This is a genomic window from Streptomyces sp. JB150, assembly GCF_011193355.1.
GTDB lineage: Bacteria > Actinomycetota > Actinomycetes > Streptomycetales > Streptomycetaceae > Streptomyces.
Genome location: NZ_CP049780.1, coordinates 6228981 through 6253111, shown reverse-complemented (window position 1 = coordinate 6253111; position 24131 = coordinate 6228981). Strand labels below are relative to the sequence as shown.

At 72.4% G+C, this 24131-nt stretch carries 20 protein-coding genes; 5 read left to right on the top strand and 15 right to left on the bottom strand.

Annotated features, from left to right (window positions below; translation table 11 throughout):
* Positions 1-306: 306 nt before the first annotated feature.
* From G7Z13_RS28530 to G7Z13_RS28510, 4 genes are all read right to left on the bottom strand, one after another.
* A complete protein-coding gene (locus tag G7Z13_RS28530; RefSeq protein WP_166003080.1) occupies positions 307-1992 on the bottom strand; it encodes a ribonuclease J in 1686 nt (561 codons plus the stop codon).
* A gap of 445 nt (positions 1993-2437) precedes the next feature.
* Positions 2438-3934: a DEAD/DEAH box helicase gene (locus tag G7Z13_RS28520; protein WP_166003079.1), complete on the bottom strand. Its 1497-nt coding sequence runs from the start codon at positions 3932-3934 to the stop codon at positions 2438-2440.
* A gap of 346 nt (positions 3935-4280) precedes the next feature.
* A complete protein-coding gene (locus tag G7Z13_RS28515) occupies positions 4281-4484 on the bottom strand; it encodes a cold-shock protein (protein ID WP_133886446.1) in 204 nt (67 codons plus the stop codon).
* A gap of 955 nt (positions 4485-5439) precedes the next feature.
* On the bottom strand, positions 5440-5682 hold the full coding sequence (locus G7Z13_RS28510; protein ID WP_166003078.1) for a DUF5302 domain-containing protein: 243 nt from the start codon (positions 5680-5682) through the stop codon (positions 5440-5442).
* A gap of 403 nt (positions 5683-6085) precedes the next feature.
* Between G7Z13_RS28510 and G7Z13_RS33875 the strand changes: the two genes are divergently transcribed.
* The 4 genes from G7Z13_RS33875 (at position 6086) to G7Z13_RS28500 (ending at position 8815) form a co-directional block, all read left to right on the top strand.
* Positions 6086-6985 (top strand): MFS transporter, encoded by a 900-nt coding sequence (locus tag G7Z13_RS33875; RefSeq protein WP_346768003.1) that lies wholly within the window; start codon positions 6086-6088, stop codon positions 6983-6985.
* Positions 6880-7476: a hypothetical protein gene (locus G7Z13_RS33870; RefSeq protein ID WP_240926373.1), complete on the top strand. Its 597-nt coding sequence runs from the start codon at positions 6880-6882 to the stop codon at positions 7474-7476. The genes G7Z13_RS33875 and G7Z13_RS33870 overlap by 106 nt, the downstream gene beginning before the upstream one ends.
* Positions 7477-7544: 68 nt before the next feature.
* Entirely contained in the window at positions 7545-8030 is a 486-nt protein-coding gene (locus tag G7Z13_RS33865) for a hypothetical protein (protein WP_240926372.1), read from the top strand.
* Complete coding sequence (locus tag G7Z13_RS28500) at positions 8027-8815, top strand: ATP-binding domain-containing protein (RefSeq protein WP_240926371.1); 789 nt, start codon at positions 8027-8029, stop codon at positions 8813-8815. Before G7Z13_RS33865 ends, G7Z13_RS28500 begins: the two co-directional genes overlap by 4 nt.
* Before the next feature lie 62 nt (positions 8816-8877).
* On the opposite strand, the gene G7Z13_RS28495 is transcribed toward G7Z13_RS28500, so the two are convergent.
* From G7Z13_RS28495 to G7Z13_RS28455, 9 genes are all read right to left on the bottom strand, one after another.
* The gene (locus G7Z13_RS28495; RefSeq protein ID WP_166003077.1) at positions 8878-9759 is read right to left on the bottom strand and encodes a nucleic acid/nucleotide deaminase domain-containing protein; all 882 of its coding nucleotides are present in this window, start codon (positions 9757-9759) and stop codon (positions 8878-8880) included.
* 75 nt (positions 9760-9834) lie between these two features.
* Complete coding sequence (locus tag G7Z13_RS28490) at positions 9835-12081, bottom strand: SWIM zinc finger family protein (RefSeq protein ID WP_166003076.1); 2247 nt, start codon at positions 12079-12081, stop codon at positions 9835-9837.
* Complete coding sequence (locus tag G7Z13_RS28485) at positions 12078-14999, bottom strand: DEAD/DEAH box helicase (protein ID WP_240926370.1); 2922 nt, start codon at positions 14997-14999, stop codon at positions 12078-12080. Before G7Z13_RS28485 ends, G7Z13_RS28490 begins: the two co-directional genes overlap by 4 nt.
* 176 nt (positions 15000-15175) lie before the next feature.
* On the bottom strand, positions 15176-15772 hold the full coding sequence (locus tag G7Z13_RS28480; RefSeq protein ID WP_240926369.1) for a sugar kinase: 597 nt from the start codon (positions 15770-15772) through the stop codon (positions 15176-15178).
* Positions 15769-16914, bottom strand: coding sequence for an ROK family glucokinase (locus G7Z13_RS28475; RefSeq protein ID WP_166003075.1), 1146 nt, complete (start codon positions 16912-16914; stop codon positions 15769-15771). Before G7Z13_RS28475 ends, G7Z13_RS28480 begins: the two co-directional genes overlap by 4 nt.
* A 130-nt stretch (positions 16915-17044) precedes the next feature.
* The gene (locus G7Z13_RS28470; protein WP_166005374.1) at positions 17045-17869 is read right to left on the bottom strand and encodes an ATP-binding cassette domain-containing protein; all 825 of its coding nucleotides are present in this window, start codon (positions 17867-17869) and stop codon (positions 17045-17047) included.
* Positions 17836-18873 (bottom strand): ABC transporter permease, encoded by a 1038-nt coding sequence (locus G7Z13_RS28465; protein WP_166003074.1) that lies wholly within the window; start codon positions 18871-18873, stop codon positions 17836-17838. The genes G7Z13_RS28470 and G7Z13_RS28465 overlap by 34 nt, the downstream gene beginning before the upstream one ends.
* Entirely contained in the window at positions 18870-19874 is a 1005-nt protein-coding gene (locus G7Z13_RS28460) for a sugar ABC transporter substrate-binding protein (RefSeq protein WP_166003073.1), read from the bottom strand. Before G7Z13_RS28460 ends, G7Z13_RS28465 begins: the two co-directional genes overlap by 4 nt.
* Positions 19875-20073: 199 nt before the next feature.
* Positions 20074-20838: a GntR family transcriptional regulator gene (locus tag G7Z13_RS28455; RefSeq protein WP_166003072.1), complete on the bottom strand. Its 765-nt coding sequence runs from the start codon at positions 20836-20838 to the stop codon at positions 20074-20076.
* Positions 20839-20941: 103 nt separating this feature from the next.
* Between G7Z13_RS28455 and G7Z13_RS28450 the strand changes: the two genes are divergently transcribed.
* Positions 20942-21964 carry a Gfo/Idh/MocA family oxidoreductase gene (locus tag G7Z13_RS28450; RefSeq protein ID WP_166003071.1) on the top strand — a complete coding sequence of 341 codons (1023 nt, stop codon included), beginning with the start codon at positions 20942-20944 and terminating at the stop codon, positions 21962-21964.
* A gap of 192 nt (positions 21965-22156) precedes the next feature.
* On the opposite strand, the gene G7Z13_RS28445 is transcribed toward G7Z13_RS28450, so the two are convergent.
* Both G7Z13_RS28445 and G7Z13_RS28440 read right to left on the bottom strand, forming a co-directional pair.
* A complete protein-coding gene (locus G7Z13_RS28445; protein WP_166003070.1) occupies positions 22157-23338 on the bottom strand; it encodes a cytochrome P450 in 1182 nt (393 codons plus the stop codon).
* Positions 23339-23380: 42 nt separating this feature from the next.
* Positions 23381-24058, bottom strand: a complete 678-nt coding sequence (locus G7Z13_RS28440; protein WP_166003069.1) for a response regulator transcription factor — start codon at positions 24056-24058, stop codon at positions 23381-23383.
* Positions 24059-24131: the final 73 nt, after the last annotated feature.

Genomic DNA, 24131 nt, shown 5'->3' with positions numbered 1-24131 from the left:
CACATGAGCGTCATGTCTGACGGACTTCCTCTCCTCCCTTGGCCGGTGCACCAGGCTGTGCGCGCTTTGAATACCCCGTTGGCTGTCATGTTGCTGCTCGGACGGCAGGCCAGCTGCTGGAGCGGCTGCGGGATGCCCGGCGCAGCGCTCCCGCCACCGGGCCCCCGGGCGCGTCCGGGCGAAACCGGGCGCGATTCGTACGGGCCGACCCTGTGGGCCGGTGATGAAGCTGACATCAGGAACCCGTGGCCGGGTTCCACCTCGTGCGCATCGGCGTCCGACCCCGGACGCCTGCCGGGCTGTTGCTCAGGCGTCGATGATGACGGGGATGATGAGGGGCTTGCGGCGGTAGGTGCGGAACGCCCAGTTCGCCACGGCGCGGGCGAGGAGCTGTTCGAGTTGTCGCGCGTCCCCGACGCCTTCCTCGGCCGCGGTGGCCAGGGTCTTCTCGATGACGGGGACGACCGGCTCGAAGGTGGCGTCGTCGTGGACGAATCCGCGGGCCAGGAAGTCGGGGGCCTCGGCGAGGGCGCCGGTGTCCGCGTCGACGATCGCCACCACCGTGAGCACGCCTTCGGAGGCGAGGGTGAGGCGGTCCTTGAGGGACGCTTCGGTCGCGCCGCCGACTTCCATGCCGTCCACGTAGACATTGCCGGCGGGGACCTTGCCGGTGATGGACGCGCGCCCGTCGACCAGGTCGACGACGACGCCGTCCTCGGCGATGACGACCCGGTCGGGGTCGACACCGGTACGGATGGCGAGGTCGGCGTTGGCCCGCAGGTGACGCCATTCGCCGTGGACGGGCATGACGTTGCGGGGTTTGACGATGTTGTAGCAGTAGACGAGTTCGCCGGCGCTGGCATGCCCGGAGACGTGCACCTTGGCGTTGCCCTTGTGGACCACGTGGGCACCCCACCGGGTGAGTCCGTTGATCACCCGGTAGATGGCGTTCTCGTTGCCGGGGATCAGGGAGCTGGCGAGCAGGACGGTGTCGTCCTTGCCGATGCGGATCATGTGGTCGCGGTTGGCCATTCGTGACAGCGCGGCCATCGGTTCGCCCTGGGAGCCGGTGCACACCAGAGTGATCTTGTGGTCTGGGAGCTTCTCCAGCTCCTTGGTGGACACGACCAGACCGGAGGGGACCTTCAGATAGCCCAGGTCCCGGGCGATGCCCATGTTGCGGACCATCGACCGGCCGACGAAGGCGACCTTGCGGCCGTGCTGGTGGGCGGCGTCCAGGACCTGCTGGATGCGGTGTACGTGGCTGGCGAAGCTGGAGACGATGACCCGGCGTGGAGCGGTGCGCATCACCTGCTCGATCGCCGGGTTCAGCTCCCGCTCGGAGGTGGTGAAGCCGGGTACTTCGGCGTTGGTGGAGTCGGTGAGGAACAGGTCCACGCCCTCCTCGCCGAGGCGGGCGAAGGCGCGCAGATCGGTGATGCGGTCGTCGAGAGGGAACTGGTCCATCTTGAAGTCGCCGGTGTGCAGCACCATCCCGGCCCGGGTGCGGATCGCGACCGCGAGGCTGTCGGGGATGGAGTGGTTGACCGCCACGAATTCGCAGTCGAAGGGCCCGAAGCCACGCCGGTCGCCCTCCCGCACCCGCACCGTGCGCGGCCGGATGCCGTGCTCCTTGAGCTTGGCCTCCAGGAAGGCCAGCGTCAGCTTGGAGCCGACGACGGGAATGTCGCGCCGTTCGCGCAGGAGGTACGGCACGCCGCCGATGTGGTCCTCGTGGCCGTGGGTGAGGACCACGGCCACGATGTCGTCCAGCCGGTCCCGGATCGAGGTGAAGTCCGGCAGGATCACGTCCACGCCGGGCTGGGTCTCCTCGGGGAACAGCACGCCGCAGTCGACGATGAGCAGCTTGCCGGCGTGCTCGAAGACGGTCATGTTGCGGCCGATCTCACCAAGGCCGCCCAGGGCGATGACCCGCAGCCCCCCTTCGGGAAGGGGCGGTGCGGCTTTCAGCTCGGGGTGCGGATGACTCATACCCCGACGGTACCCGGAGAGCGGACAGAGTGATCCATTACCTCCTCCCGACAGGGTGGGGGCACCACAACGGGTGTCCGGGACGATCCGATGACGCCGGCGGCCGGCTGGAGACGGTCGTCCCTGTCGGCCCCGCCGAAACCACCCGCCACGCCCTCGCCGCCGACCTGATCACCGAGGTCCGCACATGGGACGTGAAGCTGAAGACAATGCCCATGCCATGGCGGCACTGGTCGCAGAGTCCGGAAGCCGAGTGACCTGTACGGGCGGCGGCCATCACGGACAGTGCCACCTCCACGGTCATGTCCTCCCAGACCTGCGGTCCAGCCGCGTCCGCGGGATCGGCCGCCGTCTGCACGGCGTTGGTACGTGTTGAGCGGAACTGCGTCTGGCCCAGCGTCAAGGGTGCCCTGCGAAGGTGGGCGGGCTTCCTGACACGAAGGTTCTATGCCGCCGCACCGGCGGTGGACTGCCGTACGGGCGCTTGGCGGGCCGCCGAGACGGGGCGGCGTCGGCCGCGTGAGGTGGCGCCGCGCTTCTTGGGGCGTTCGACCACCGGTGCGGTGATGACGACCGGGATGCCGGAGGGCACCTGGGCGCCGGTGATGCGGTGCAGGGCCTCCTCGCCGATGCGGACCTGGGTGGTCTGCGGGACGATGCCAGCCGCTGCCATGAGGCGCGTCATGCCGCGGCGCTGGTTGGGGGTGACCAGGGTGACGACACTGCCGGACTCTCCTGCGCGAGCGGTACGGCCGCCACGGTGGAGGTAGTCCTTGTGGTCGGTCGGCGGGTCGACGTTGACGACGAGGTCGAGGCTGTCGACATGGATGCCGCGCGCCGCGACATTGGTCGCCACCAGTACGTTGACGTGCCCGCTCTTGAACTGTGCCAGCGTGCGGGTGCGCTGCGGCTGCGACTTCCCGCCGTGCAGGGCGGCGGCCCGCACCCCGCTGTTGAGGAGGTGTTCGGTGAGGCCGTCGACGGCGTGCTTGGTGTCGAGGAAAAGGATCACGCGGCCGTCGCGTGCGGCGATCTGGGTGGTGGCCGTGTGCTTGTCAGCGCCGTGAACATGGAGCACGTGGTGCTCCATCGTCGTGACCGCGCCGGCCGAGGGGTCGACGGAGTGCACGACGGGGTCGCTGAGGTAGCGGCGCACGAGCAGGTCGACGTTGCGGTCGAGAGTGGCGGAGAACAGCATGCGCTGGCCTTCGGGGCGGACCTGATCGAGAAGGGCGGTGACCTGCGGCATGAAGCCCATGTCGGCCATCTGGTCGGCCTCGTCGAGGACCGTGATGGAAACCTGGTTCAGTCGGCAGTCACCGCGGTCGATGAGATCTTTGAGGCGTCCCGGCGTGGCGACGACGACCTCGGCGCCACCGCGCAGCGCGCGCGCCTGCCTGCCGATCGGCATTCCGCCCACCACCGTGGCCAGCCGCAACCTCACGGAGCGGGCGTACGGGGCGAGCGCGTCGGTGACCTGCTGCGCCAGCTCACGCGTGGGTACGAGGATCAGCCCCAGCGGCTGCCTGGCCTCGGCGCGCTGCCCGGCCGTACGGGCCAGCAGCGCCAGCCCGAAAGCCAGGGTCTTGCCGGAGCCGGTGCGGCCGCGGCCCAGTACGTCCCGGCCGGCGAGGGAGTTCGGCAGGGTCGCGGCCTGGATCGGGAAGGGTACGGTCACGCCTTGCGAGCCGAGCGCGCCCAGCAGTGCCCCGGGCATGTCGAGATCGGCGAATCCCTCCACGGCGGGGAGCGCGGGAGTGATCGTCCTGGGCAGCGCGAACTCTCCCTGGACCGCGGCGGGCCGACGGCCGTAACCCCCGGAACGGCTCGGCCCGCCGGAGCGGCTCCTGGCCGACGAACCGAATCGGCTGCCGCCCCTGCCGGAGTCGGTACTGCCGTTACGGGTGCGGGTGAAGCGGTCGTTCGTGCGTGTGCGGTTCATGCGGAACCTTCCTCGATGCGGCACATATCAAGGAATTCCCGCAGCGATGAGCAGCACAGAGAATTGCAAGAATGGACCGGTGGAATGCGACAGCGAATCTGACCGACGAAAAATTCGCGCGGCACAGGAGCTGGAATGAATGGCGCGAAGCGGACGCAATGTTCGGGCGTCCGCCGCGATGAAGCTATGAAGGGATGCGTACACCCCTGAAGGATGCCCCGTATACGGTGAGCCTACGGGTTTCCTGGTTGTCGTCCGCAGGCGAAACCACCGCGGAAAATGCGAGTAGCTGGGGCCCGCACCCCGAAGGACGCGGGCCCCAGCTAAAAGTACGCGACAGTCAGCGTCAGGCGAGAACGATGTTCTCGGCCGTCGGGCCCTTCTGGCCCTGCGCGATGTCGAAGGTCACCTTCTGGCCTTCCAGCAGCTCGCGGAAGCCCTGGGCGGCAATGTTCGAGTAGTGGGCGAACACATCAGCGCCGCCACCGTCCTGCTCGATGAAGCCGAAGCCCTTTTCCGCGTTGAACCACTTCACGGTGCCACTAGCCATGTCTTTTCTCCTTTGGGGCAGTGCATCGGGATCCGCACTGCACGGATCCCGTGTCGCCGCATGATCACCCCGCCGGAAAAAGACCGGATAACAAAAGTGCTTCCAGTGGCACAGACGCCGCCCGGAGGGCACTTGAAGTTTTGGGAACCACAACTGCAACTGAGATCGACAGTAGCACGCCGAAGCGGCCTGTGCACGATGAATGCTCCCACTCCACGTAATGCGGCAGAGAATCTATCCGCTTGGTCCGTTGAAATCTCAGCTCGCGGGCACAGATATTGCCCCAGCCGGAGCGCAACGTTTCGGAAAGCATTGGGGGCGCGCCCAGCCCGAGGGCTGCTCCCCCAGAGTATGGTGCGGGCGGGCGTGGAGATCAGGGTGGCTCCGGCAAGCGTCACGGCCCGTCTCCAGCGCACGCAGGGGAGCGGCCATGTCGAAGGTCATCAAGGACCAGACCGTCGATCAGCTCGGTGGAAACAGCAGCATCCTGGTGCGGCAACGCCGTGAGCACGAGAAAGCGGCGGCTGACGGATCAGTACCTGACCCTCGACGACCTTCACCAGCGGGAACGCGTTCTGAAGCAGGCGGTGCAGCTGCTCTTCAGCCAGGCCTTCGTGGAAGAGACGGTGCTGTGGCCCGCCGTACGAGCCTCAGACCGGGACGGCGAGGAACTGACGGCAGCCGCAGTCGTATGTCACAGCGGTACAGGGGCACGCAAGGCGCGCGACACTGGCCGCGTACCCTCGGACAAGGTTGTGCTCTCATCCCGGAATCCCAGTTCGGCGGTGCCACCGACCCGAGCCAACCGCATCTGGGCCATTCCCCCAGGCGAGTCCGCCGGCTACGCCCGCCCGCGACGCGCGCACGGACATGCGCACGTCGCGGGCCACTGGACGGGACGCGCGAGTGGATAGCGCGATCCCGCTGAAGCGGTCAGATCACGGGACTCATCGACTCAGCCGCCGCTCTTGCGCCTGAACGACCGCTGGCTCGCAGCCGGGCCGTGCGCCGAACGCACCTTCGACGCATCGGACTTGGCGGCAATATCAGCGGCGTCCGCCTGCGCACCGCGCTTGCGCGCCAGGGCTTCGCGGAACTTGCGCTTCAGGTCGTAGTTGCCGTCGCTGTCCGGCTCCAGAGGGGACGTCTCGGGGGCAGCCGGCTCCGAACCTTCCATAGATACGGGCTCTGCGGTCATGGTGACCTCCTGGGTTCGGGGGTGGGCAAGCACAGCTTGTCATGCTGGGCGCAGTGCGAGGCGCCAGCAACGTCATCCTGCTCCGTTTCGGCGGGTATCCCTGTCGTGGCCAAGGCATTGACTTCGTAGGTGAGGCGCACAGGACGGCTTCGGGCCGGGGGCCGAGGGTTGTCGATCCCGTGGCCAGGCTGCCAGGGCAACGCCTCTCAGCCGTTGCGACGCACGAGGGCGGCCTTGCGGGCGTCGGCGAACTTGCGGGCCTCGCCGGCCTTTCGGGACTTGCCGCCGGCGCCGCGGGAGGTGCCCTTGCTGGTGCCGAGGCCGCGGAAGGGAACGTTGGTGTTCGGGTCGGGGGACGGCGGGCCCGCCGTCGAGCGGGATCCCGGAGGGAGTCTTGGCGCCGGTGATCCGGCTCAGCTCCGCCTCGCCCGAGCGCACCTTGGTGACGGTCGGCTCGATGGCGGCGTACGCCGGTGACGCGGGCCAGCTGATCGCCGCCCGGGCCGTGATGGGCGTCGGCGCCGCACTGATCATGCCCGCGAACTTCGCCATCCTCCTGTGGACCTTCACCGGCCCCGGGCGGGCGACCGCCATCGCCATCTCCTCGACGTCCACCGGTGTCGGCATGGCGGCGGGCCCGGTGCTGGCGGGAGTCCTGCTCGACCACTTCTGGTGGGGCTCGGTCTTCCTCGTCAACGTCCCCATCGTCGTACTGGCACTGGCCGGGATCGTCCTGCTGGTCCCCAACTTCCGCAGCGCCACGGTGCGGCCGCTGAACCCCTCCGGGATGCTGCTGTCCATCAGCGGACTCGCCGCGCTCACCCACGGCCTGATCCGCGCGGGGCAGGTGGGCGCCTGGAGCCGTCCGGACGTCTGGGCACCCATCGCGGCCGGACTCGTCCTGCTGGCCGGTTTCGTGTTCGTCGAAGCGAGGACCAAGGAGCCCGGCTTCGACCCCCGGATGCTCGCCCAGCGGATGTTCGGCGCCGGCAACGCGTCCATGGCGCCGCTGTTCTTCTGCGTGGCCGCCGTCACCTTCTACAACGCCTTCTACCTGCAGGGCGCCCTGGGCTACTCGCCGATGAAGGCCGGCCTCGCCAACGTTCCGAGCGCGCTCGGCGCTGTCGTGGGGGCGCCCTGGGCGCACGTCTGGTCGCCCGGTGGTCGCTGCGCCCCGTCGCGGTGCCGGCGCTCGCCGTGGCCGCGTTCAGCTTCGGCGCGGTCGGCTTCCTCGAACTGGACACCCCCCTCGTCTGGATCGAGATCCTGCTGCTGGCGCAGGGCCTGTCCGTCGGCATGGTGAAGGCCCCCGTGACCGGGGCGCTGATCAGCAGCCTGCCGCTGGAGCGGTCCGGTGCCGGGTCGGCCGTCACCAACACGGCCCGGCAGGTCGGCAGTGTCATCGGCATCGCGGTGGGCGACACGATCATGTCGATCGCCTGCCGGAGCGCGATCGAATCCTCGCTCAACGAGGTCCCGGAGGGTTACCGGGACACCGCCGGGATCTCCGCGGAACAGGCCCGGCACGTCGCCGGCACCCTCGACCGGCCCGCACTCGCGCAGGCTGCCGATCACGCGTTCGTCCACGCCATGCACGTCGGCGCGGTCTGGATCATGGTCATCGCCCTCTTCGCCACGGCCGTACTGGTGATCGCCTTGTCCACGGCAAGGAAGACCGGGGAAGAGACGGCGGAGAAGACCGGGGGGCAGCCCGGGGAGACGACGAGTCCGGCCCCGGCCCAGGAACCGGACCGCGCAGAGGCCCGCAGCCCCGAGCCCCGCTCCACCGCCTGATGGACCGGGCGATGCCCCGGATGGCACGGCGGGCGGTGCTCACGAGGGTGCGCCGGGCGGTGTCACCGATGGTGCGCCGGACGCCAGGGGCAAATTGCACCACAGAAGTCAAGGATTATTGGCAGGGAACGTCGACCGTACGGCTCGAAATCGAAGGAGCCCTGGTGTCGGCAATCAATGATCCCGCCGAGCGTGCGGTTGCGGCGGAGCAGGCTTATGTGTCCTGCCTGTACAAGGTGCTCACGGAGCGGCTTTCCGAGGCACGGGAACAGCGGGCCGGTGTGCTGAAGGCCCCGGCGGACAGTCCCGACGCGGCATACGAGCGAGAAATCGCCACCGAGCGTCTGACCAAGGAAATCAGCCGGCTGGAGGGCGCCGAGAAAGGGCTGGTCTTCGGGCGGATCGACTGGGCGGACGGCATGGCCCTGCGCATCGGGCGGATCGGGCTGCACACGGAGGAGGACGACCTGCCGCTGCTCGTCGACTGGCGCGCGGACGTTTCGACCGAGCGGTCGAGGCGCTCTGGCCGCGGCTGGTACCCGGTGACCTGGTGACGGCGCTCCTGACGGACGCCGGCGCTCTCGCCGAGCACCTGCCCCACCTGTCCGCGCAGGAGCGGTCCCTTCTGCTGCGCGGACCGGACGACCCGTGGACCGATGCCGACGTGCCGCTGCTGGACGAGGCCGCGGGTCTGGTCGACGGCACTCCCGAGCGGACGTACGGGCATGTCGTCGTCGACGAGGCGCAGGAACTGACCGCCGTGCAGTGGCGGATGATCGTCCGTCGCTGCCCGGCCAGGGCGATGACGCTGGTGGGTGACTTCGCCCAGGCAGGCCCGGTCACGACCGCACGCGACTGGAAGGAAGCCCTGAGCCCTCATGTCGGACCGCGGTTCAGACTGCACAACCTGACCGTCAGCTACCGCACCACGCAGGAGATCCTAAAGAGCGTCCGGAACCTGCTCGCGAGGATCGCCCCGGAACAGGTGCCCACGCGGTCCCTGCGCCGCGGTGAGAGCCCCCGCACCGTGACCGCACCCGCGGACGGGCTGGTCGCCGCCGTCGACCGGGAACTGCGCGCCCAGAGCGCCGCGCACCCGGGCGAGCTGCTGGGCGTGATCTGCGCGGACGGCAGGGTGAGCGAGCTGACGGCGCAGGGCATCGCGGAGCGGGCGCGCATCGTGCCGGCGTCCGAAGCGCGCGGGCTGGAGTTCGACGGAGTCGTGGTCATCGACCCCGACGAGATCGTCGCGGCCCGACCCGGCGGTGAGAGGGACTTGTACGTGGCCCTGACCCGGGCCACCAAGCGCCTGTGCACCGTCACCGTCCAGGCGGCCTGACGACTCGGCGCCCGCGCCGCCGCGGGCGGGCGCACGGTCACCTCACGCCGGTGCGGGCGCGGTCACCGCGGCTGCCGCGCGGCGTGGGCGATCAGGTCCTTCATGGCCTCCTCACGGGAGTCGGCGGTGTCGCCGTAGTCGAAGCTGTGGGTGAACTCGGCGTGGGGGAAGTACCGCTGGAGCCAGACGGCGCAGTAGTGGCCGGGCATCATGCACGGCTGGAGTTCCGTGTACACGCGTCGTACCTGCTCGGGGCGGACGCCCTGGGCGGCGAGCCGGTCCCAGACCAGTTCCTCGGGGTGGGGGCGGCCGGGGCCGGTCGCGTCGGTGGCGATCTGCTTGCGCCCGCCGTCGTCGACGTACTCGAAGGCGGCGGAGAACGGGAAGTTGAGGGTGTGGCGGACGTCGTCCAGGACGCGCGGCCACCAGCTCTCCCGGTGCGCGAACGCGGCCGGGTCCACGGACCGCAGTTCGGCGTTCAGCTCCCGGAAGGCGGCAGCGGCGACCGGCAGGCTCCCGGCCGCCGCGATGACCGGCATACGGCGGTCGAGTGCGGCGAGCGACCGGTTGAAGGCGTCCACGCCGGAGCTGACGTACAGGTCGTCCATGCCGAACTGGCCGAGGAACAGCGCCCGTACCGCTCCGTCGGAACCGACGCAGACCTGGCCCAGGCGGTCGGTGCCCAGGCGCACCGCACCGGCGATGTCGTCGGGGACCGTGACGCCGTGACGGCCCGCGAACCCGCCGAGCGTCAGGGCGTCGTCCTCGCGGGCCGCGGTGAAGTACGGGCCGACGCGCAGCGGCACACCGGTCCGGGCCAGGAGCTCCCGCGTCGGCTCCGGGATCCCGGCGGCGTACGTGTCCGGGGCGGTGAAGCGGCGCATGCCCGCCACGCCGAAGTGCCGCGCGGACGGGTCCGGCGCAGGGGTGGTCTCGGACGGCATCGGGTCCCTCTCTTGATCGGGCCGGGCGACGCGACGGGATGTCGACGCCGGGCCGCGCGCCGGCCGGCGGTGCGGTCAGGGGTCGGCGGGGGCGCCCAGGCCGGTGAGCGCGCCTACCGGGTCGGGGTCCGGGGTGCCTCTCGGCCACCAGTCGTCCGCGCCCGGTTCCGACTCGTACGCGTACCACAGGCCGTCGCGGCCGAGGCGGAGCTGGATGTGGCCGCGCGGGTGGGTGAGACGGTTGCGCCAGGGGCGGAAGGCGGGCAGGTCGGCGGCGAGGAGCAGCGGGCGGGCGCGGTCGAAGCGGCCGGCCGGCGGGTCCCAGGGTTCCTCCAGCGCGGCGAGACCGTCCGGGCCGCCCTGCCGCCAGGCCGCGACCGCGCGCGTCAGCTCGGCGGGGGTGCGGCCCGCGGCGGCGGCGAGGGACGCGTACAGGCCTCGGGTGGCGGCGGTCAGGCCGGCGCCGGGGCGGGCGGCGGCCAGCCGTACCGCGTCCTGCCACAGCGTCAGCTCCGCGACCGGGTCCCGGCCCGTGGTGAGCAGGGTGTGGGCGCGGGCGGCGGCGTCGGTGGCGAGCTGGTCCAGCGCGAGCGGGTCGGGGCCGCCGGGCGCCGCCGGATAGGCCGGGGGCTGCTCGGGATGGGCGGGGACCGGCAGCGGCGGGGGCAGCGGAGGCAGGGGGCGCGGGGCCAGGGCGTCGGTCGCGCGGACGCCGGGCAGGGGCGCCGGGTCGCGCTCCCGGGCGGCGCGGGCCGCGCGCGTGGCGTTCAGCCGGGAGAGCGCGTCGAGCAGTTCGCGTTCGCCCCGGCCGCGCAGCAGGAGCAGGACGAAGGGGTCGGCGTCGAGCAGCCGGGCGGTCTGGTAGCACAGGGCGGCGGCGTGCTTGCAGGGGTGGCCGCGGTCGGGGCAGCTGCACCGGGGCTCCAGGTCGCCGGGGCCGGGCAGCAGCGGGACGTCGCCCTCCGCGAGGGCGTGCGGCATCTCCTTGTCCAGCAGCGCGGCGATGTGACCGGGACGGTCCGCGGCGGCGTCCAGGAACCGCTCCCAGTCGGCGTCGTCCAGGGTGCGCAGCCGGATCTGCACCCGGTACGGCCGGGGGCGGCTGCCGTGGACGTAGGCGAGGACCAGGCCGGGCGTCACCGTGATGGCGTCGACGTGCCCCTGCTGGGCGTAACCCCGGCCGCGCGCGAGTCGGTTGGCGTCCAGCGCGCCCTCCTCCAGCGCGGTGATCCACGCGTTGCCCCACCAGGTCTCCGCGAACCGGGCGCCGTCCCCGGAGGGGCGTGCCGGGAAGGCGGGGAAGGTGCGGCGCAGGTCGCTGTCGCGGTGTGGGGAGGCCAAGGGGCGGGAGTCGGTGGGGCGGGGGGAGGCGGCCGGGGGGTGTGCGGCGGCCAGGGGGTGGGGCGAGGCCGGAGGGTGTGCGGACGCCGGAGGGCGCACGGGGGCCGTGGGGCCCGCGGAGGCCATGGGGCTCCCGGAGGCAGGAGGGCGCACGGAGGCCGTGGGGCCCGGCGAGGCCGCAGGGAGTGCGGACGCCGTGGGGCGGGCGCCGGCCTCCGGTGTGTCCTCGCCCGACGAGGACTGAGCGGACGCAGCGGACTGAGCAGGCTGGGCGGGCTCCTCCTCCCGCGGCGGGGCGGTGTCGTCCGTCGCCGCCCGGTCGTCCGTGCCCGCCGGCAACCTGAAGGCGTTCGCCAGGAAGGCCGCCATCTCCCTCGTCGCCGCGGCTCCCGGAGAGGGTGCCGGACGGCTCGGCCGGGTGCCCGCGTCCGCGCGGGACGCGCGGGCGGCCTCACGTGCGGCCGCCGCGCGTGCGCGTTCCCGCTCCTGCTCCCGGCGGGCGGCGCGCAGCGCGTCACGGGCCACGTCGGCGGGGCGGGGTGTCTCCGGCCCGCTCGGGCGGGGGGACGCGGCGTCCGCCGCACTCTCCTCGCGCGCGGAGTCCGTGGTGTTTCCGGCGGCGGACGTGGCCGTGGAGCCGGGAGTGTTGGGCACGTCGGGAGCGCCCGTGTCCGTGGTGTGCGCCGGCGCGTCGGTCCCCGACGTCTCGTCGTCCAACGGCTCCCCCGCACTGCGCCGAGTCCCGACCGCCCGGCGCAGTGCCGCGCGTGCGGCGTCACCCGGACGAGGGGCACGGGTCTGCGGGGACTCCGAGGAGCGGCGCGCCTCTTCCGCCTCGTGTGCCGCCCGCGCGGCCCGCAGGGCGCGGCGGGCCGCGTCTCCGGGGCGCTCGGCGCGTACCTGACCGGCCCCGGTGTCCTTCTGGGGTTCCCGTTCGGCGCCCGTCGGATCGGTGTACCGGTCCTGTGGTGTCTCGCTCATGACGTCCTCCGCAGGGACACCAGGTCGGACAGCTCCCGGTCGGTCAGTTCGGTGAGGGCGGCCTCGCCGGAGCCGAGGATGGCGTCGGCGAGGGCGCGCTTGGCGGCCAGCATCTCGGCGATGCGGTCCTCGACCGTGCCCTCGGTGACGAGCCGGTGGACCTGGACGGGCTGGGTCTGGCCGATGCGGTACGCGCGGTCGGTGGCCTGTTCCTCGACGGCCGGGTTCCACCAGCGGTCGAAGTGGACGACATGGCCCGCGCGGGTGAGGTTGAGGCCCGTGCCGGCGGCCTTGAGGGAGAGGACGAGGACGGGGGTGGCCCCGCTCTGGAAGCGGTCGACCATCCGCTCCCGCTCGGGCACCGGTGTGCCGCCGTGCAGGAGGTCGACGGGGACCGCGCGGCCGGCGAGGTGGGCGGTGATGAGGCGGGCCATGCCCACGTACTGGGTGAAGACCAGCGCCGAGCCGTCCTCGGCGAGGAGGGTGTCCAGCAGCTCGTCGAGCAGGGCGAGCTTGCCGGAGCGGGCGGCGAGGCGGTCGGTGCCGGCCCGCGCGGGTTCCTCCTTCAGGTACAGCGCGGGGTGGTCGCAGATCTGCTTCAACGAGGTGAGGAGCTTCAGGACCAGGCCCCGGCGGGCCATGCCCTCCGCCGTCTCGATGGCGAGCAGCGACTCGCGCACCACCGCCTCGTACAGCGCGGCCTGCTCGCGGGTGAGGGGGACGGGGTGGTCGGTCTCCGTCTTGGGCGGCAGCTCGGGGACGATGCCCGGGTCCGACTTCTTGCGGCGCAGCAGGAAGGGCCGGACGAGGCGGGCCAGCCGGGTCACCGCCTCCTGGTCCTCGCCGTTCTCCACGGCGCGGGCGTGCCGGGCGCGGAAGGACTTGAGGGGACCGAGGAGGCCGGGAGTCGTCCAGTCCAGCAGGGCCCACAGCTCGGAGAGGTTGTTCTCGACCGGTGTGCCGGTGAGGGCCACGCGCGCGGGCGTGGGGATCGTGCGCAGGGCCTTGGCGGTGGCCGAGTACGGGTTCTTCACGTGCTGGGCCTCGTCGGCGACGACCATGCCCCAGGGGTGGGCGGCGAGGACGGGCGCCGCGGAGCGCATGGTGCCGTAGGTGGTGAGGACGAAGCCGCCGTCGAGGTCGTCGAGGGTGCGGCCGGCGCCGTGGTAGCGGCGGACGGGGACGCCCGGGGCGAACCGTTCGATCTCCCGCTGCCAGTTGCCGAGCAGGGAGGCGGGGCAGACCACGAGGGTCGGTTCGGGTCGGGCCCGCTTGAGGTGCAGGGCGATGACGGTGATGGTCTTGCCGAGGCCCATGTCGTCGGCGAGGCAGCCGCCGAGGCCGAGGGAGGTCATGAGGTCGAGCCAGGCCAGGCCGCGCAGCTGGTAGTCGCGGAGCGTGGCGTGCAGGCCGGCGGGGGGTTCGGCGGGGCGGATGCCGGCGGTCAGGCGGTCGCGCAGCGCGGCGAGCGCCCCGGCCGGGACCGCCTCGACGGTCTCGCCGTCGACCTCCGCGGTGCCGGTGAGGGCGACGGACAGCGCGTCGACCGGGTCGAGCAGGCCCAGTTCGCGTTTGCGGGCCTTGCGGACGAGGGCGGGGTCGACGAGCACCCACTGGTCGCGCAGCCGGACGACGGGGCGGTGGGCCTCGGCGAGGGCGTCCATCTCGGCCTCGCTGAGCGGTTCCCCGCCGAGGGCGAGCTGCCAGCGGAACTGGAGCAGTTCCTCGCTCTCGAAGAAGCCGGTGCCGTCGGTCGCGGAGCCCGGCGCGGGGCGCACCACGGCGGCGGCGGTGAGGTCGCGGGCGAGGTCGCGCGGCCAGTGGACGGCGACTCCGGCGGCGGCCAGGCGGGCGGCGGCGACGCCGAGCAGGTCGCCCAGCTCCTCCTCGGAGAGGGCGAGCACGTCGGGCACGTCCTGGTCGGCGAGCCGGTCGAGCGGGGGCCAGACGCGGGCGGCGCGGCGGACGGCGAGGGCGGCGTCGACCCGCGCGCGGGGCCCGAACGCGGTGTCCGCCCCGCCCGCCCACAGGGCCGCGGCGTCGGTGACGAGGGTGGGGTCGGCGAGGCTGTGCACCTGGACGATCGCGGCGCCCGCGCGGCGCAGCCGGGCCCCGTGCGCGCCGTCGGTGCCGCTCGCGCCGTCCTGCGCCGGGGTGTCCTGTCCGGTGTCGAACAGGTCGTACGCCGACAGGTCGAGGCGGAGGGAGATCCGCACGCCCGCGTCCATGCCGGCGGCGACCTCGGCGGCCCAGTCGTGGGCGTCGGGCAGGTGCTGCGGGCGGCGGTCGGCGAAGGGGCGTCCGGCGGTGTGCGGTGCGGCGGGGGTGCGGGGCAGGGTGTCGGCGACGGCGTCCAGGAAGGCGCGCAGCAGCGCTTCCGGCTCGGGCAGCCGGAGCGGGCCGGGGCCGGGCAGCGGCACCGCGTGTCCCTCGTACGGCAGGGCGGCGGCGATGGCGCGCAGGTGGGCCAGGTCGTCGGGGTCGAGCGGGCCGGCCCGCCAGGCGTCGTGGCCGGTGGGGGTGAGTCCGGGCAGGAGGCGGCCGCGCGCGGTGAGCCGCAGGGCGTGCAGGGCGGCCGCTCCCCAGCAGGCGGTGGCGGGGTGGGCGGCGGGGTCGTGCCGGGCGTGGACCAGCAGCGGCAGGGCGGCATCGAGGGGGACGCTCAGCGCGGGCGTCGTGCGGCGTCGCACCGAGGAGCCGTGGCGGCGTACGACCGTCAGCTCGGTGGGTTCGGCGGCGGGCAGGGCGGCCGGGGTGCCGCCGTCGGGGTCCCAGAGGACGATCCGGCCGTCGCGCGGCAGCGGGGCGGGAAGGAAGACGGCCGCGAGCCCGGCGGGCACCCGCGCGCCGGCCTGTCCGGCCCCGGGTCCCGGTCCCACCGCCGCGGCGGTCGCCGGGGCTGTCGCCGTGTCGCGCATACGTCTGGTCACCTCCCGCCCGTGCGCGTCGATCAGTCGTCTTCGACTCTACGGGCCGGGTCTGACAGTCGGCCCCGGCGGCCGTCCGGGGCCGGGCCGGAGCGGAGCCGAAGCCGGGCCGGGACGGGGCCGAAGCGGGGTCGGAGCGGGGCCAGGCCAGGGCAGGGGCCGCTGCGTCAGGGAGTGGTGCGCGAGACGACGTACACCATCGGATACGTCGGATTGCCGAAGTTCACGACGACGTGCTGGGTCGGCTTGGGGTTCTTCTGCTCGCGCACCAGGCCGTAGTTCGGGCCGGTCCGGGCGCCGGGGCCGGTGAACTTCCAGCCGGTGACGTCGCGGTCGCGGGCGCCGATGGCGATGTCGTCCTTGACCAGGTCGCCGCGGCCGGCGCCCAGCTCGTTCAGGAAGGCGTCCAGGCCGTCGTGCGTGGTCTGGAACTGGACGTAGAGGCGGCTGGTCTTCCAGTTGTTGGTCTCGTACCAGGCGACCTTGTTCGACGGGTGCGGTATCGGCACCTGGTAGAGGCGGCGCTGCACCTTCGACGGCCAGCCCTCGGTGAGGCCGGTCGCGGAGTACTTCTTCTCCTTGTCCTTGCCGCTGTCGCGGCTCTGGTTCGCGGAGATGACGAGGTAGCCGGCCGGGACGCCGATGAGCAGCACGATGATGAGCAGGGTCAGCGCGCGGCGGCGGATCATGTGGCCGCGGTCCTCGGCGGGGCGCGGCGGCTCGTCGGGCGGGCCGGGCTGGTGCGGCAGGGGAGCCGAGGTCACGGCGCCCCCTGGGCGCGGCGGGTCTGCGCGTACCGCTCGTAGCGTTCGTGGCGCTCCACGCGGCGGCGCTTGGCGCGGCGGAAGCGGCGGGCGACGAGCCGGGCGAGGTCGGCGGCCCCGACCATGCCGGCCTCGGGGCCGAGCTGGGCCCGCACGATCCGGGCCTCGGGGCGGTAGCCGCGGCCGGTCAGATGCCGTCGGAAGGCGTCCCGCGCGGGGCCGATCAGGAGGTCGTCGGCGGCCGAGACGCCGCCGCCGATGACGAAGCAGGAGGGGTCGAGCGCGGCGGCGAGGTTGGCGATGCCGACGCCGAGCCACTGGCCGATGTCCTGGAGCAGTTCGACGCACATCGCGTCGCCCTCGCGGGCCAGCTCGGTGATCATCGGGCCGGTGATGTCGGCGATCTGGCCCTTGACGTGCTCGATGATCCCGTACGCCACCGGGGAGTCGGCGGCGGCCAGCTCCCTGGCCTCGCGCACCAGCGCGTTGCCGGAGCTGTACTGCTCCCAGCAGCCGCGGTTGCCGCACGGGCAGCGGTGGCCGCCGGGCACCACCTGCATATGGCCGAACTCGCCGGCCACGCCGAACTTGCCCCGCTTGACCTGGCCGTCCTCCAGGATGGCGCCGCCGATGCCGGTCCCGAGGGTGATCATGACGAGGTGGTCCTCGCCGCGGCCGGCGCCGAAGCGCCACTCCGCCCAGGCGGCGGTGTTGGCGTCGTTGTCGACGAGCACGGGGACGGCGAGCCGGTCGGCGATGCGGTCGCGCAGCGGTTCGTTGCGCCACGACAGGTGGGGGGCGAACAGCACCCGGTTGCGGTCGGCGTCGACCCAGCCGGCCGCGCCGATGCCGACGGCGTGCACGTCGTGCCGGTCGGACAGGTCCAGCACCAGCTCGACGATGGTGTCCTCGACGACCTTCGGGCTCTTGGACTTGTCCGGGGTCTCCGTGCGCAGCTTCTCCAGGATGTTGCCGTCGGCGTCGACGACGCCCGCCATCACCTTCGTGCCGCCGATGTCGATGCCGACCGTGGGCACGCGGGGTGCGGTCAGATGGGAGCGGCGTTCCCGGGTGCCGATCGTTCTGAGGGCGGGGGCACGCCGGGAGCCGATGGGGGCGCTGAAGGTGCCGTAGGTGCTCATCGGGGCCGATTCTGCCTCACGGGGGTGCGGGGTGCGGAATCGCGCGGTTCCGGTCGCGGGCCGGGTGCGGCGCCGTTGTGGCCTGTCGCGCCCACGCGGCGGAGCCGCGCATCGTCACGCCCCGCGCCCCTCAGAGTCGCTTCAGTTCGCGGCGCAGCTCGGCGAGGTCGGTTCCGCCCGCCATCTGGTCCGTGAGTTCGTCCAGGGAGATCTCGTCCCGTGTGTGGTTGCCCACCATGGTGCCCCGGCGAAGCAGGACGAAGCGGTCGCCGACGAGGTACGCGTGGTGCGGGTTGTGGGTGATGAACACCACGCCCAGGCCCTCGTCGCGGGCGGCCGCCACGTACTTGAGGACGACGCCCGACTGCTTGACGCCCAGTGCCGCCGTCGGCTCGTCGAGGATGAGGACCTTCGCGCCGAAGTACACCGCCCGCGCGATGGCCACGCACTGGCGCTCGCCGCCGGAGAGGGTGCCGATGGGCTGGTCGACGTCACGGAGGTCGATGCCCATGCGGAGGAGTTCGGCGCGCGTCGTACGGCGCATGAAGTCGACGTCCATGCGCTTGAACGGGCCGGTTCCCTTCCGCGGTTCGGAGCCGAGGAAGAAGTTGCGCCACACCGGCATGAGCGGGACGACGGCCAGGTCCTGGTGGACGGTGGCGATGCCCCGGTCCAGGGCCTCGCGCGGGGAGGACAGGCGGGTCTCCTCGCCGTCGATGCGCAGGGTGCCGCCGTCGTGCTGGTGCAGCCCCGCGACGATCTTGATGAGCGTCGACTTGCCCGCGCCGTTGTCGCCCAGCACGCAGGTGATCTCGCCCGCCCGCACCTGGAGCGAGACGCCTTCGAGAGCGCGGACGTTGCCGTAGTGCTTGCTGACGCCGGTCAGCTCCACGAGCGCCGTGCGGGTCGCGGTGTCGGTCGTCACTTGGTGGCCTCCGCGCGCTTGCGGACCCAGGCGTTGAGCAGGGTCGCGAGGAGCAGCATCGCTCCGAGGAAGAACTTGAACCAGTCGGGGTTCCACTCGGCGAAGACGATGCCCTTGCTGGTCATGCCGAAGATGAACGCGCCGACCGCCGAGCCGACGGCGCTGCCGTAGCCGCCGGTGATCAGGCAGCCGCCGATGACGGCGGCGATGATGTAGATCAGCTCGTTGCCGACGCCCTCGCCGGACTGGACGACGTCGTACGAGAAGAGCAGGTGCTGGCCGGCGATCCAGGCGCCGAAGGCGACGCCCATGTAGAGGCCGGTCTTGGTGGCGGCGACGGGGACGCCCACCGCGCGGGCGGCGTCCTGGTTGCCGCCGACCGCGAAGATCCAGTTGCCGGCGCGGGTGCGCAGCAGGATCCAGGAGGCGACGGCGACGAGCCCGAACCACCACAGGATGGTGATCTTGAAGTCGACGCCGCCGATCGTGAGGGTCGAGGCGAAGACGTCACGGGCGCTCGGGAAGCCCTCCATGTCGGCGATCGTCTTGGTGGAGACGGTGCCGGAGATGAGCTTGGTGAAGCCGAGGTTCATGCCGGTGAGCATGAGGAAGGTGCCGAGCGTGATGATGAAGCTGGGGAGCTTCGTACGGGTCAGCATGAAGCCGTTGAAGGCGCCGATCGCGAGGGTGACCAGCAGCGAGACGCCGACGCCGACCCAGACGTTGGCGGTCATCTGGTAGCTGAACATCGACGAGATCAGCGCCGACGACGTCACCAGGACTCCCGCGGACAGGTCGAACTCGCCGCCGATCATCAGCAGCGCGACCGGGACGGCCATGATGCCGATCGTGGAGGCCGCGTACAGGACGGTGCTGAGGCTGGTGGCGCGCAGGAAGCTGTCGGCGGCGAAGGCGAAGAAGACGAAGACGGCGAGGGCGCCGACGACCGAGCCGAGTTCGGGGCGGCCGAGGAGCTTGCGCAGAGGTGAGGTGCGCAGCAGGCGTTCGTCGCCGGTGGTGGTGGTCGCGCTCATCGGGTGCCCCGCTTCGTGTACTCCTCCAGGGCGGCGGCCTGGTCCTTGGTGATGATCTGCGGGCCGGTGAGCACGGGCTTGCCGCCGCCGAGGACGTCGGCGTTGTACTTGTACAGCCACAGCAGGTCGACGGCCTGGTAGCCCTGGAGGTAGGGCTGCTGGTCGACGGCGAAGCCTAGGGTGCCGTCCTTGAGGCCGGCGGCGACCTTGGCGTTCAGGTCGAAGGTGTCGATCTCGGCGTCGCTGCCCGCGCCCTGCCTGGCCTTGACGGCGGTGTCGGCGTAGGGGGCGCCGAGGGTGACGACGGCGTCGACCTTCTTGTCGGTCTGCAGCTTGGCCTCGATGGCGGACTGCACGTCGGGCATGCTGGTGCCGGTGACGTAGAGGTTCTGCACCGTGCCGTCGAAGGTGTCCTTCACGCCGGCGCACCGCTGCTCGTGGCCGACGTTGCCCTGCTCGTGCAGGACGCAGAGTGCCTTCTTCCTGCCGCGCTTGTTCAGTTCCTCGCCGACGGCCTGGCCGGCGATGGTCTCGTCCTGGCCGATGTGGGTGAGCGCGCCGAACTTCTTGGACTCCTCGGAGCCGGAGTTCACGGTCACCACGGGGATGCCGGCCTTGACGGCGCGGGCGACGGCGGCCTTCATCGCGTCGGGCTTGGCGAGGGTGACGATGATGCCGTCGACCTTCTTGTCGATGGCCGCGTCGACGAGCTGGGCCTGCTGCTGGGCCTCGTCGTCGTGCGAGTAGAGGAAGTTGATGTTGTCCTTGGCGGCGGCTTCCTTCGCGCCGCTCTGGACGATGTCCCAGAAGGTGTCGCCGTCACCCGAGTGGGTGATCATGGCGAAGGTCCAGCGGGGGGTGGTCACCGCCGCCTTTCCCCGGGCGGCCGCGGCCTTGCGGGCGTCCTCGGCGCGTTTGCCGCCGGTGCTGCTGCACCCTGCGAGGGACAGTGTCAGTGCCCCTGCCACCGCGATGCCTACCCAGGTCCGAAACCGTGCCACGAGGCCGTGCCCCTTCTTGCCGTGTTCGTCGATACGTCGTTCTTCGGTACGTTCGGGCCGGTCACCTCACCGGCCCCAAACGCCCCAGTATCGAACACGGGGACCACGACCCTCGTGACCGGGGAGCACGAGTCGGTGACCTTGTCCGGACATTGCGACGAACCGCGGCGCCGGCGGGAGCATGCGCCGGGGCGCCGGTTCAGGGCCGTACGAGGAGCTGGAACTCGAACGAGTAGCGGCTCGGGCGGTAGGTGTGGGTGCCGTACTCCACGGCGCGGCCGGTGTCGTCGAAGGTGGTGCGCTGCATGGTGAGCAGCGGGGCGCCCTCCGTCTCGCCGAGCCGCTCGGCCTCGGCGGCGGTGGCGGCGCGGGCACCGATGGACTGCCGGGCGCTGTGCAGGGTGATCCCGGCGGCCCGCATCAGCCGGTACATGCCGGTGGCCTCCAGCTGCGCGGTGTCCAGGTCGAGCAGACCGGGCGGCAGGAAGTTGCACAGGTACGCCATCGGCTCACCGTGCGCGAGCCGGAGCCGTTCGACGCGGTGGACGTCGCTGTCCTCGGCGACCCCGAGCGCGGCGGCGACCTCGGCGGACGCCGGGACGACCGTGTTGACCAGCACCTTCGTGGCGGGACGCTGGCCGGCCGCCTCCAGGTCGTCGTAGAGGCTGCTCAGCTCCAGGGGGCGCTTGACCTGGCTGTGCACGACCTGCGTGCCGACGCCGCGGCGGCGCACCAGCAGTCCCTTGTCGACGAGGGACTGGATGGCCTGGCGGACGGTGGGCCGGGACAGGCCGAGCCGGGCGGCCAGCTCGATCTCGTTGCCCAGCAGGCTGCCCGGGGTCAGCGTCCCCTGTTCGATCGCGGACTCCAGCTGCTGGGACAGCTGGAAGTACAGCGGGACCGGCGAACTGCGGTCCACGCTGAGGTCGAGCTGGACGGTCGGGTCGGCATCTGGTTTCGGCACGGGCCGAGCGTAGCTTTCACGACTGGTTGACGGGAAGTTGTGTAGTCCGATTGTCCGGACATTCGGATTGACAGTGGGGTGGCTCCGCCCCCACCGTGATTCCATGCGCATCGGGGTCATCGGTACGGGCCGCATCGGCACGATCCATGCGAACACGCTCAGCCGCCATCGCGATGTCGGCTCCCTGATCCTGACGGACGCGGACCCCGCGCGGGCCCAGGAACTGGCCCACCGGCTGGGTGAGACGGCCGCGCCCGGTGTGGAGGAGATCTTCCGGTGGGGGGTGGACGCGGTGGTGATCACCACGGCGACCGCGGCCCACGCCGAGCTGATCGGGCGGGCGGCGCGCTCCGGGCTGCCGGTGTTCTGCGAGAAGCCGATCGCCCTGGACCTGCCCGGCACACTGCACGCGCTCGCCGAGGTCGAGGCGGCCGGGACCGTCCTGCAAATGGGCTTTCAGCGGCGCTTCGACGTGGGGTACACGGGGGCACGCGAGGCGGTCCGCGCGGGGCGGCTCGGGCGGCTGCACACCGTACGGGCCATGACCTCCGACGCGGCCCCGCCACCGGCCGAGTACCTGCCGCTGTCCGGCGGGCTGTTCCGCGACACCCTCATCCACGACTTCGACATCGCCCGCTGGGTGACCGGCCGCGAGGTGGTCGAGGTGTACGCCGCCGGGTCCGACGCCGGTCCGCCGATGTTCCGCGCGGCGGGCGATGTCGACACGGGCGCGGCGCTGCTCACCCTGGACGACGGCACCCTGGTCACGGCGACCGCCACCCGACTCAACGGGGCGGGCTACGACGTCCGCATGGAGCTGGCCGGGGAGCTGGACCAGATCGTCGTCGGCCTGGACGACCGAACGCCGATCGCGTCCACCGAGCCGACCGGGCCGCCCGCCGCGTCCCGGCCGTGGACCGGGTTCCTTGAGCGCTTCGGACCCGCGTACCGGGCCGAACTCACCGCCTTCGTCGAGGTCGTACGGGGCGAGCGGCCCAACCCGTGCGACGGCCGCGAGGCGCTGCAGGCCCTGCGCATCGCCGAGGCCTGCGAACGCTCACGCCGCGAGCGCAGACCCGTACGGCTGGCGGAGATTCCGGGCGGGGCCGAGGCGGTGTTCCGGTAGGCGGCCGTGGCGGGAGGTACGGCCGGCACACCGGGAGATCACGGCGGGCGGGCGCGGCAGGAGGTCACGGCCGGCCGCGCGGCAGGAGGGCACGGCAGGCGTACGCGTACCAGGGCGCGGCGTCTGCATCGCGGTTCGAAGGACGCGGCGCCGCAGGCAGAAGCCGGCCGATGAGGCCGGTGGCTGGGGTGGTCACCAGCGCACCGGCAGGCTCCGCATGCCGCGCATCAGCATGCCCGGCAGCCAGTCGCCGGGCGACCCGTCCAGGGTGAGGTCCGGGGCGCGGTCGAGGAGGGAGCGGATGGCGGTGCGTGCCTCCAGCCGGGCCAGGGGTGCGCCCAGGCAGTAGTGGATGCCGTGGCCGAAGGCGAGGTGGCCGCGGGGGTCGCGGCGGATGTCGAAGCGGTGGGCGTCGGGATAGCGGGCGTCGTCGCGGTCGCCCGCGGTGAGGCCGATCATGACGGGCTCGCCCGCCTCGATGCGGGTGCCCGCGATCTCCAGCGGCTCGGCGGCGTACCGGAAGGTGGCGTTCTCCACCGGGCCCTCCCAGCGCAGCATCTCCTCCACGGCGCCGTCCAGCAGCGTCATGTCGGCGCGCAGCGCGGCCAGTTGGGCGGGGTGGGTGAGCAGGGCGTGCACCCCGTTGGTGATGAGGTTGACCGTCGTCTCGTGGCCCGCGATCAGCAGCAGGTAGGCCATGCCGCGCAGTTCCTCCGGGGAGAGCCGGTCGCCGTCCTCGGTGGTGGTGCCGATGAGCGCGCCGAGCAGGTCGTCGCCGGGGCCGGTGCGGCGCTTGTCCTCGATCAGTTCGGTGAGGTAGGTGCCCAGGCGGGCGACCGCGTCGTTGCCGCTCTGCGTGCTCGTCGGGGCGACGACCTCGGTGGACAGCGCGCGGAAGCCCGCCCGGTCCAGCTCGGGCACGCCGAGCAGCTCGCAGATCACGGTGATGGGCAGCGGGAAGGCGAGCGATTCGACGAGGTCGGCGCGGCCGAGCGGGAGCATCGCGTCGAGCAGGTCGTCGGTGATCCTCTGCACCCGGGGCCGCAGCTCCTCCACCCGGCGGGCGGTGAACGCGCGGGTGACGAGCGAGCGCAGCCGGGTGTGCCGCGGCGGGTCGACGACCAGCAGATACGGCCCGATCAGCTCCTGGTCGAGCGGAGTGATGCCGATCCGGCTCGCGTCCTTGGACAGCCGCGGGTCGGCGAGCGCGGCGCGCGCCTCCTCGTACCCCACCACGAGCCAGGTCTCGTACCCCTCGGGCGGCGGCAGCAGCACCCGGTGCACCGGGCCCCGCGCGCGCAGCTCGGCGTACACCGGGTGCGGGTCGGTGCGGAACGCGTCGCCGTGGGCGGCGAGATCGATCAGGTCCCCCATGTCTGTCCCTCCTGTCACCCCGTCAACGGACGGGCGCCCCGATCAGTGCCCGGCGGGGTCGTCCGTGTCCAGGAGTCCCGCGTCGTACGCCAGCAGGGCTATCTGGACGCGGTTGTTGAGGTCCAGCTTGGCGAGGATGCGGGAGACGTGGGTCTTGACGGTGGGCACGCTCAGGAACAGCCGCTGGGCGATCTCGGCGTTGGACAGGCCGTGGCCCACCGCGACGGCGACCTCGCGTTCCCGCTCGCCGAGGACGGCGATGCGCTCCCGCGCGCGGGTGCGCCGGACGTCGGCGGTGCCCGCCGCGTGGGCCATCAACTGCCGGGTGACGGCGGGCGAGAGCACGGGGTCGCCCGCCGCGACCTTGCGTACGGCGTCGAGGATCTCGGCGGGCGGGGTGTCCTTGAGGACGAATCCGGCGGCGCCCGCGCGCAGGGCGCGCAGCACCTGGTCGTCGGCGTGGAACGTGGTGAGCACCACGACCTGCGGGGCGTCCGCGCGGGAGCGCAGCCGTTCGGTGGCGGTGAGACCGTCCACCGCCGGCATCCGGATGTCCATGAGCACCACGTCCGGGCGGGTCCGCGCGACCTGCGCCACGGCCTCGTCGCCGTCGGCGGCCTCGCCGACGATCTCGATGTCGCCGGCCCCGCCCAGCATGAAGGACAGGCCGGCCCGCACCAGGGGGTCGTCGTCGACGAGGAGCACTCGGATCGCAGTCATGGGCTTACGAAATCACGCCCGCCCCGCGCGGATTCACGTCGCCCCGCGCGGGATCACGTCGCCCCGCGCGGGA

Excerpts from the sequence above, each read along its gene's own strand:
- G7Z13_RS28515 (WP_133886446.1), bottom strand. The coding sequence starts at position 4,484 with ATGGCTAGTGGCACCGTGAAGTGGTTCAACGCGGAAAAGGGCTTCGGC.
- G7Z13_RS28490 (WP_166003076.1), bottom strand. The coding sequence starts at position 12,081 with ATGAGCGAGACACCACAGGACCGGTACACCGATCCGACGGGCGCCGAA.
- G7Z13_RS28530 (WP_166003080.1), bottom strand. The coding sequence starts at position 1,992 with ATGAGTCATCCGCACCCCGAGCTGAAAGCCGCACCGCCCCTTCCCGAA.
- G7Z13_RS28465 (WP_166003074.1), bottom strand. The coding sequence starts at position 18,873 with ATGAGCGCGACCACCACCACCGGCGACGAACGCCTGCTGCGCACCTCA.
- G7Z13_RS28510 (WP_166003078.1), bottom strand. The coding sequence starts at position 5,682 with ATGACCGCAGAGCCCGTATCTATGGAAGGTTCGGAGCCGGCTGCCCCC.
- G7Z13_RS33865 (WP_240926372.1), top strand. The coding sequence starts at position 7,545 with ATGGTGCGCCGGACGCCAGGGGCAAATTGCACCACAGAAGTCAAGGAT.
- G7Z13_RS28520 (WP_166003079.1), bottom strand. The coding sequence starts at position 3,934 with ATGAACCGCACACGCACGAACGACCGCTTCACCCGCACCCGTAACGGC.
- G7Z13_RS28495 (WP_166003077.1), bottom strand. The coding sequence starts at position 9,759 with ATGCCGTCCGAGACCACCCCTGCGCCGGACCCGTCCGCGCGGCACTTC.
- G7Z13_RS28445 (WP_166003070.1), bottom strand. The coding sequence starts at position 23,338 with ATGGGGGACCTGATCGATCTCGCCGCCCACGGCGACGCGTTCCGCACC.
- G7Z13_RS28475 (WP_166003075.1), bottom strand. The coding sequence starts at position 16,914 with ATGAGCACCTACGGCACCTTCAGCGCCCCCATCGGCTCCCGGCGTGCC.
- G7Z13_RS28485 (WP_240926370.1), bottom strand. The coding sequence starts at position 14,999 with ATGCGCGACACGGCGACAGCCCCGGCGACCGCCGCGGCGGTGGGACCG.
- G7Z13_RS28450 (WP_166003071.1), top strand. The coding sequence starts at position 20,942 with ATGCGCATCGGGGTCATCGGTACGGGCCGCATCGGCACGATCCATGCG.
- G7Z13_RS28440 (WP_166003069.1), bottom strand. The coding sequence starts at position 24,058 with ATGACTGCGATCCGAGTGCTCCTCGTCGACGACGACCCCCTGGTGCGG.